Genomic DNA, 9011 nt, shown 5'->3' with positions numbered 1-9011 from the left:
ACGACCGGCACGTATACGCGCTGGAGGTGCAAACCGGGCGCATCCTATGGAAGACGCGCATGCCGAGCGGCAACAACGGCATAGCCGTCTGTGGAAGTCGGATCCTGGTCAACTTCCTGGGGCTCGGTGTGCTGGATCGCGATACGGGGCAGCTGCTGGGGACGGGGCTGGAAGGGGAGCAGGACTTCCCGACGACCGGGTTCGCGGTGTCGGGCAACCACGGCTTCGTCTCCGGGCACGCGGCGGCGTACGGGCTGGAATGCCCGGATCGATGACGTTATGGGGAGCTGAAGAGCCGGGCGCGGCGTAGCCTCGCTCGAGTCCTCCGCGGCGACTTGGTTCCGATGGGAAGGGAGCGCGGACCCGCGCGATCCCTCCACCCGCATCCGGCTGGAGGGCGCGTTCGACGCCGTGCGCGCTCCGTAGCACCGTTCCTTACGAGTTCGTGAGCATCCGAGGAAATGGCCTCACGCGAAGACGCGAAGGCGCAAAGAAAGAGGCTCCAGATCCTTCCTTCGCGCCTTTGCGCCTTTGCGTGAGATCCTGATCCTTGATGCACGGGCGCGATGAATCGGCGATGAATCGCGGCCCTACTGGCGCTTGTACATGGTGCCGGCGAAGTACATGCGGTCGGGGTATACGGGGGTGTCCTTGTCGTCGTACGGGAAGGCGATGCCGCGCTGCACCTTGCCGTCGGTGCCGGTGAGCACGAGGGAGTAGCCGGCGACCTCCCACTTGCCGTCGCCGCCGCTCTGGGTGCCGGCTTCGACCACCGACTCGCTCGTGGTGCTCTGGACCGAGGCGACGGCGTCGCGCCGAAAGGTGCCGTCGGGGCGCAGCACGATGGTGTTGGAGGCGGACGCGCTGTTGCCGCCACCCGCATTGAACGACTCCCCGCCCTCGTAGGTGCCCGCCAGCGACTTGCCGTCCTCGAACGGCTTCACCGCGGTGAAGATGCCGCCGTCCCACCCGAAGCCGCCCGCGTCGGCCGCGATGTCGCCTTCGGTCACCTTGTTGTCGGCCCAGGTCACCTTGAGCTTGCCGCCCAACACCTCGTACGTCCCCTGGTTCCCCTTGTGCGCGGCCAGGTCCTCCGCCGAGAAGCCGGACGCCAGGTTCTGGTACACGCGGCCATCCGGCGCGAAGTACCAGACCACCTTCTCCAGCGAGTTGGTGTACGACCAGTAGCGGGTCATGAAGAAGAGCCCCACCGGCTTGCCGTCCACCATCGCGGCGGCGGGGGGATCGTCCGCACCGCCGCCCGCGGACCCGCCGCCGCACGCGGCGAGCGCAAGGATCATCAACAGCGGGGTAAGTCGATGGCGCATGTGTGGCCTTTGGGAAGAGGGTGGGAGCAACCGCGTAATAGTGCACGCGGATGGCCCATTGTCCTAGACCGGTGAAAAGCGCCGTTTAACGTGATTTTCCCGTTGTTCTCCTCTTCCTTGCCCTACCCCTCTGTGTCTCTGTGCGAGCCCGCAGTTAAAAAACCGGCCCGCGGAAAGATTCCGCGGGCCGGCGCTGAAAGGTGTGCGTGCGAGCCGCTACGGACTCGTCTTCGGGGTCGTGGAAGTCGACGTCCTGGGCGTCGTGGTCCTCGTGCCGGTAGGCGACGAAGTCGTGGACGACGTGGTCGTGGTGCTGCTCGCCGACTGCGTATCCATGCAGATCGGCTGCGCCCTCTGCGTCGTCGGGTCCGACGACGACGAGTACACGGGGTCGGTACCGTAGCACGGATCCGGCGGCGGCAGGCACTGGATCTGGACCGACGCGTCGCTGGTGGTGGAGGCGGGGTAGGCGCACGCCCCGCACGGGTCGCAGTAGTACGGGTAGTAGTCCGAGCCCAGCGCGCCGCGCGGCAGCACCCGCATGATCCCCCACAGCCCGCCGTCGAACAGGAACGAGCTCTGGTCGCGGAACAGGTAGTCGCCCAGCACTCCGAAGCGGCCGCCCGCGCCGTTCCGCAGCATCACGTCGAAGTGGTTGGTGGGGCCGTGCATCCCCTGCGCGCCCTTCCACTCCGAGAGCGGGTTGAAGCCCAGGTAGGTCGAGTTCTTGATGTACGGCTGCTCCTCCCAGATGTGCCCGTGCATCTGGAAGACGTGGTTGCGGGCGTGCCCGCCGGGCTGCAGCACCCGCACGCGCACCGGCGTGCCCACCTCCACCTGGAAGAGCGGAGTCTCAGGATCGCCGCCCACCTGCGCGTTCGTCAGCACCTTGCGGAAGTCGAAGGTGCGCGTGGTGGTCAGCGGCGTGTCGGGCGCGTACCCCATCCGGAACCAGAGCGGCTCCGTACGGTAGTTGAAGCCCTTCTGCCCCGTGTCTTCCGCGTCCTCGGACTCGGCCAGGTACTCGATGGGCGAGCCGTTGCCGTAGCGCAGGTTGAGGTCGTCCTGGAAGAGGAGGACGAATTCGCGGAAGCTGGTGCCGTCCGGCATCCAGACGGTGGCCTGCGTGTGCGACGGATACGCCTCCGTCAGGTACTGGCTCTGGCTCGTCCCCTCCTGCCACCAGGAGCCCGGCGGCTCGATGACCAGCGCCCCGATGGCACCCTTGCTGGCGTGCTCGATGGGGTCCGACGAGCTCAGGTTGATGGCGCCGAACTCGCGCGGCGTGGCCAGGATGGTGTTGTCCGGCTGCAGCTCCAGGTCGCCGGCGTACCACTGGTACGTCACGGTGCCGCCGGGCGCCGCCGTCTGCACCGGGTTGAAGCCCACGTTGGTGCCGTCGCTGCGCGTCACGTCGTACGAAACGAGCTGCGCGTGGAGCCCCACGTGTCCCGAGGGGAACACCTGGTTCGCGTTGAAGCGGTCCACGATCATCGGCAGCGTGTTGTAGCCGTCCTTGTCCGGCGGGTTCAACGGCAGCCGGTTGCGCAGCGTCACCTCGATGCACTCACCCGCCACGGCGCGCATCACCAGCGGCTCCACCGGCTGGTTGGGGTCCAGCATGCCGTTGGCGTCCAGCATGTTCGTGTGGGCGTACATGATGGCGAACGGATCGTTGAGCGGCCCGTTGCCCGCCGCGCCGGTGCGCGTGTTGTAGCGCAGCGTTCCCCCGCTGATGGCGCTCGACGCCGCGATGGCGGTCACGTCGAAGTTGCGGATCGGCGCAGACCTGGGGCAGATCCCCCGGAAGTCGCCGATGTTGGCCACGGTGAAGTTGCCGCCCGTGTTGTACGGCATGTCCTGCAGCCCGGTGTTGCCGCGCACGTACGAGCGCAGGATCCCCCAGGTGCCGTTCCACAGGTCGTCGGTGGCCGAGCCCGCGCGGTAAAGGTAGTCCGCCTGCGCCCCCACGAAGTTCTTGGGAAGCGGCGGCAGCACGAACTCGTAGTGCTCCGAGATTCCCATCCCCTGGCTGTTGCGGAAACCCGAGTTCGGGTTGGAGGGCTCGGCAAGCCAGCGCGGCGCCTGCACGCTGAAGTTGTGCCCTTCCTCGTGCGCGCCCACCAGCACGCGGATCTGGATGCGGTCGCCTTCCTTGGCGCGCAGCATGGGCGTGAAGGGGTCGCCCGCCCGCACGTCGCCCGTCAGCGGACGGTAGAAGGCGGGCTGCGAGTTGAAGTTGAAGTCGGCGCGCTTCACGTCGGAGCGGAAGGCGTGCGAGAAGTCGCCGGCCAGCCCCATCGCCTGCGTGTTGGTGCCCGGGTCGCGGACGCGCAGCGCCAGCGGCTCGTTGCGGTAGTTCACCGACATCGTTCCCGGCTCGTTGGCCGAGACCAGCTCCGGGCACGGCGCCGGCTGTCCGCCCGGGCACGCACCCGCCACCGGCGGACGCAGCAGGTCCGGGAGCACCGGGCTCGGCTCGAACTTGCCCGGCGGGTTGATGGCTTCGCGCGGGTGCGGCCCCAGCCCCGTGGCGCTGCTCTGGTACGCCAGCGTGAAGTCGGCCAGCTGCAGGTTGAACTCGCGGTAGCTGCTGTCCGCCACCGCCGTCAGGATGTCCGCCCGCCAGCTGGTGGGCCCGCCGTCGCCGCGCGTGCCGAAGAAGGTGCCGGTCTCGGGATCCCGCCACCGCGAGCCGCGCGGCTCCGTCACCAGGCCGGCGTAGAGGCCCGCCTGCTGGTGCGTGGAGGGGCCGAAGTGGTCGTGGGTGAAGACGGTGCGCAGCGTGCGGTCCTTGCCGCTGGCGTCGCGCACGTCGTCCACGTACCAGCGCTGCACCGTCTCCTGGGCGCCGACCCACTCCCCGCCCGGGCCGGGCCCGAAGAAGGGGTGCGCCCTGGCCACGGGGCAGGTGAAGGTGTTGTCCCGCGGATCGCCCGAGTCGGTGCCGGTGCACGAGTTCTGGCGCCGGATCGCCCGCACGCGCCCCACCGTCTCGCCGGGTGAGAAGGAGCCGTCTTCGTAGTTGAAGCCGTTCGCCGCGCCGTCCGAGGAAGTCACGTCGAACTTCACCAGGTGGATGTGCTGCCCGATCACGTCGGTGGGCGTCGTCACCTGGAAGTCGTCCATCTCGTACTCATCGGGCACCAGGTTCACCAGGCGGTACTCGATGCAGTCGTTGGTGTTGGCGCGGATGAACATCGGCTCCGGCGGGCGCACGCCCGTGCGGAACGAGTCCACGTCCATCCACAGCCCGAACATGCGGTGCTGCGGGTAGTGCCAGCCCGCCTTGTTGTACTTCGCGTCGATCTGGAACGAGGCCGCCTGGTACAGCCGCGGCGTCCCCACGCGCTGCCCGTCGTCGGTCACGCAGGGGTCGGCGTAGGGTGCGCCCGGCGCGCCAGGCTGGCCGTTGGTGATGAAGTTGTCCGATACGATGGAGAGCGTCACCGGGTCCACCCGGAAGGTGGGCTGCAGGCGGCGCGCGTGGAACGCCATGGCGGCGCGCTCCAGCGGGGTGCCGCCCTCGTCCAGCGAGTCGGCCACCATGGTCACGTCGTGCTTGCTGAAGTCCAGGCGGTTGAGCGCCGGGAAGGTGGCCGTGCCCGCGCGCACCACGTGGCGCGGGAGCCCGCCGTCGAAGCGCGTGTCGAGCGGCGGCTTGGGCGGACGGTGCCCCGCGATCCCCGGAACGAAGAAGGGGTAGCCCGGCTCCGCCCTGTTCGGCATGGGCGCCAGCGCGTAGTCCGGCAGCGGCACCAGCCCCGGGATGGGCGTTCCCGCCGCGATCTCGCCGTCCGGCAGCGCGCGCGCGCCGGGCGCGGGGCGGCCGTTGGCGTCCAGCGCCGTGCCCGCCTCAAAGGTGTCGTGCACGCGCCACAGCCCCCACATCCCCTGCGCGAAGTGCGGGTAGAAGTGGCAGTGGAAGATGGCGTCGCCCGGGGTCTTGTTGCGGTTGGAGCTCCCGTCGTACGTCATCTCGTACGTGAACCCGGCGCCCGGCCCGATGGCCTGGCTGTCCAGGTAGCTCGACCCGTCGGAGTTGGGCGTGTGCAGCCACTGGTGGGCGTGCAGGTGGAAGATGTGGTGCTCCTTGGGACCCGCGTGCAGGTTGCGGATCTTGAGGTGGTCGTTCATGTAGCTGTGGTACACGTTGGACGGGTCGTCCGGGAAGAGCGCCTTGGTGGCCTTCGCCCCGGGGTCCGCCACGCCGTCGCCGTTGCCGTCGAAGTCGGCCGGCACGTCCACCACCATCGCCGGGTCGCCCACGGCCCACGACGACAAAAAGAACTCCTCGAGCTTGCACTCGCTGCAGTCCCTCATCGGCCCCACGCCCATCCGGTTGGCGATCACCTCGCTGCCGATGCCGCCGGTGCCGTAGTTGATGGCGAAGGCGTCGCGGCCGGAGTGCAGCGTGTGCTCGAACTGACGGTCCTCGTAGAGCCGGTCGAACGCCTGCACGATCCCCGCTTCGTCGTGAAAGATCACCGTGACTTCGCGGAACGGCTTCTCGCGGTCGCGGTTCACCACCACCTGCGGGTAGGTGCCCGTGGGAAGGCGCCCCTTGTTGGGCCCCGTGATGATGGCCGTGAGGTCCGCGTGCTGGATCTGCCCGTTGACCGCCATCTTGAGGATGGGGCGCCCCGCCATCGGGTGCCCCGGGGGGTACACCGCGTCGTAGTCGATCACCGGCTGCCCGCCCGGCGTGGTGCGCGGCTGCCCGTACTGGTCGCGCGCGGTGGCCAGGCGCATGTCGGCCGCCGTCACCTGGCTGCGGTACCACTCGGCGCCGGGCGGCTCCACGTTCACGGCCCCGAAGAGCCCTTTGTTGATGGTGCCGCCGTCGCCGTCGCCGCCCGTGGTCTGGGCGGTGCTGTAGAGGAGGAAGGTCCCCTCCTTCTCGGCGAAGAGCTGGTACTTGGCCGAGCTCCCGGGCTCCACCAGGCTGGTGGGGTTCTGCCCCACGTTGGAGCCGTCGTCCTGGATCCCGTTCACGAGCTGCATCCCCACCACGTGCACCGATGCGGCGCGCGTGCCCGGCTGGTTGCTGCCGGGGGTGGGGGAGAGGAGGTTGGTGAAGCTGACCACCAGGCAGTCGCCCTGGTTGACGCGCAGGGTGAGCGGGCGGGGCCGCTTTCCGGGGCGGAGCCGGACGTTGCCGGGCGAGAGCGAGGTGCCGCTGATGGGCACCACGTCGCTGAGGAGGGCGTACATCATCCCCGACGGGTCGTGGGCACCCAGCCGGTTGTAAAAGATCACCTGATCGAGCGCGACCACTTCGGCCACGGTCGTGTTCGCGCACTGGGCGTGAAGGCCTCCCGCGGAGGCCCCTCCCAGCAGAAGCGCGGCGAGCCCCCTCCGCGTCCAGCTTGCGGCCGGACTTCGGCTTTGTAGCATACCCCCTCCCGCAGTGTGTGGTTGTACCGATGCGCTTCCCCCTCGCCCCTCGCCGCCCTGGCGGTCCGCTTACAAATGCGGCCCGCTTCCGTGCCTGCGTGCTGGGGGAACACATGATTACGAAGGCAATCGGCGTTCCACCTTTTGTTTATTTGTAAACGTACCTCCTGTATGCGTTTACATAATTGCAACGTTCGTTTTCGGGCGCTGAGGGTGCACAGAATCCGTGCACCCGGTGCAGCGGGCGCACAGTATTCGTATGTACAGAACTCTGTCGTGAGTTGCGTGCGGAGGCCCTTACCCCCCGGCCCCCTCTCCCGATAACGGGAGAGGGGGAGAACGGCGTGCGTAAGGCGGGCGGCGGGCAGACACGCAGGTCTGCCCCTACGAGGGGTGGGTGTGATTCGCGGAGGTCGGCCCGTGCGACGGGTTCAGCCCCCTCTCTCGATAACAGAGGGCGGAGCCCTCTCCTGTTATCGGGAGAGGGGGCAGGCGAGTGTAACGAGCCGGGGGTGAGGGCCTACCCCATCCGCCGCAGCTTGTCGCGCAGGGTGTTGCGGTGGATGCCGAGCAGCTCCGCGGCCTGCACCAGGTTGCCGCGGGTGCGGGCCAGGGCGCGGTTGATGTGGATGCGCTCCATCTCGCGCAGCGGCAGGAGGTGGTCGCCTTGCGCGGGGACCGGCTCGGGGCCATCGGCGGCCGCGGCGCGCACGTCGGGGGGGAGGTGCTCAGGGAGGAGGACGGAGCCGTCGGCCACCAGGAGCGCGCCCTCGATGACGTTGCCCAGCTGCCGCACGTTCCCCGGCCAGCGGTACGCCCGCAGCAGCGCCATCGCCTCCGGCGCCACCTCGTCCACCTGCAGGCCGTGGCGGCGGGCGAAGTGGGCCACGAAGTGCCGCGCCAGCAGCTCCACGTCTCCGCCGCGCTCGCGCAGCGGCGGAAGGTGGAGCACCACCACCGCCAGCCGGTAGAAGAGGTCTTCGCGGAAACGTCCCGCCGCCACTTCGGCCGCAAGATCGCGGTTGGTAGCCGCAAGAACGCGCACGTCTACCGCAATGGGCCGATCTCCGCCGACGCGCTCCACCTCGTGCTCCTGCAGGGCGCGCAGGATCTTGGCCTGCATGGAGGGGCTCATGTCCCCCACCTCGTCCAGAAAGAGCGTGCCCCCGTTCGCGCGCTCGAAGCGGCCCACGCGGCGCCCGAGCGCGCCGGTGAAGGCGCCCTTTTCGTGGCCGAAGAGCTCGCTCTCCAGCAGGTTCTCGGGGATGGCGGCGCAGTTGACGGCCACGAAGGGGGCACGCCCGCTCTCGTCGTGGACTACGCGCGCCAGCAGCTCCTTTCCCGTGCCGCTCTCGCCCTGGATGAGGACGGTGGCGCTGCTGTTGGCCACGCGCCGGGCCGTGCGCAGCGCCGCCAGGACCCCGGCGCTCCCGCCGATAACCCCGGGCGAGGGCGGGCGCGGGGGCGCGGCAAGGCGGTAGGCGCGGAGCTGCGCGTCGCTGGGGGAGGCGGAGGGCATGGCGCGCGTTCTCAGCGCTCGGTCACGGCGACGATCGCCGCGCGCTCTCTGCCCGCCAGCACCGCGATCGCGTGCAGGCGGGCGCGCACGGGAGATCCATCCGGGGCGGCGACCACCTCCACCTCGGCGGCGCGGGGGAGGTACGCCGCGCGCTCGTTCAGCTCCGCCAGCCTTCCCTGCGCCCCGAACTGCGACGCGCGCGGCAGTGCGCCCAGCAGCTCGTACGGCGAGAGCATCGGCCCCATCTTCCTGCGCGCCACCAGCGCCTGCGCCCCCTCCGCGTCGATCCCCGGCAGAGTGCGCAGGACGGCGGCGGGGGCGGTGTTCACGTTGATCATCCCGTCTCCCGCCACGCTCAGCAGCGGCGCCAGGCGCGCGTACTCCGCGTGCGTGACGCCCGGCACCTCGCGCAGATCCGCCACCGTCGCGAAGGCGCCGGGTACGGGGCGCAGCCGTCGGCCCGACGAGTCGGGCGCGAGCGGGGGACGGGCGTGCGCGGCGCGCCACCGCACCACCTGCGCGGCCAGGGCGCCGGCGCGGCCGGGCTCCACCCCCGCGGCGGCGAAGAGGGTGAGGAGGTCGGCCTCGGGGGCGAGGTTGAGCTGAACGCGGGAGCGGGCGTCGTACGCGGTGGCGCGGACGGCGATCCCTTCCAGGCGGTACTCGACGGCGGGAACCAGCAGGGGGTCCGTGGCCGCGAAGGCGCCGGCGGCGGTGGGCTTCGCGAGCTGCTCGCGGAGGCGCTCGGCGAGCACGGCCAGGCCGCC

The 9011-nt window shown here is 70.0% G+C and carries 5 protein-coding genes; 1 reads left to right on the top strand and 4 read right to left on the bottom strand.

Translation table 11 applies throughout. The features are described from left to right. Positions 1-275, top strand: a 275-nt coding sequence (locus VF647_15915) for a hypothetical protein (GenBank protein ID HEX8453587.1), incomplete at its 5' end; no start/stop codon positions are given. Positions 276-590: 315 nt separating this feature from the next. Here VF647_15915 and VF647_15910 read toward each other — a convergent pair. The 4 genes from VF647_15910 to VF647_15895 all read right to left on the bottom strand — a co-directional run. Then, positions 591-1304: a hypothetical protein gene (locus VF647_15910; GenBank protein HEX8453586.1), complete on the bottom strand. Its 714-nt coding sequence runs from the start codon at positions 1302-1304 to the stop codon at positions 591-593. Positions 1305-1544: 240 nt separating this feature from the next. After that, positions 1545-6614: a hypothetical protein gene (locus VF647_15905; GenBank protein HEX8453585.1), complete on the bottom strand. Its 5070-nt coding sequence runs from the start codon at positions 6612-6614 to the stop codon at positions 1545-1547. A 631-nt stretch (positions 6615-7245) separates the two neighbouring features. Then, the gene (locus tag VF647_15900) at positions 7246-8244 is read right to left on the bottom strand and encodes a sigma 54-interacting transcriptional regulator (protein HEX8453584.1); all 999 of its coding nucleotides are present in this window, start codon (positions 8242-8244) and stop codon (positions 7246-7248) included. Between the two features lie 11 nt (positions 8245-8255). Beyond that, positions 8256-9011: type II secretion system protein GspK (locus VF647_15895; GenBank protein HEX8453583.1), on the bottom strand; the 756-nt coding region annotated here is incomplete at its 5' end.

The organism is Longimicrobium sp., from assembly GCA_036387335.1.
Classification (GTDB): domain Bacteria; phylum Gemmatimonadota; class Gemmatimonadetes; order Longimicrobiales; family Longimicrobiaceae; genus Longimicrobium.
Note: the sequence above shows the minus strand (reverse complement) of the source record. Positions and strands in the feature narration are given on the sequence as shown.

What these genes read in the sequence shown, in the direction of transcription:
- VF647_15900 (HEX8453584.1), bottom strand. Translation starts at nt 8,244, where the DNA reads ATGCCCTCCGCCTCCCCCAGCGACGCGCAGCTCCGCGCCTACCGCCTT.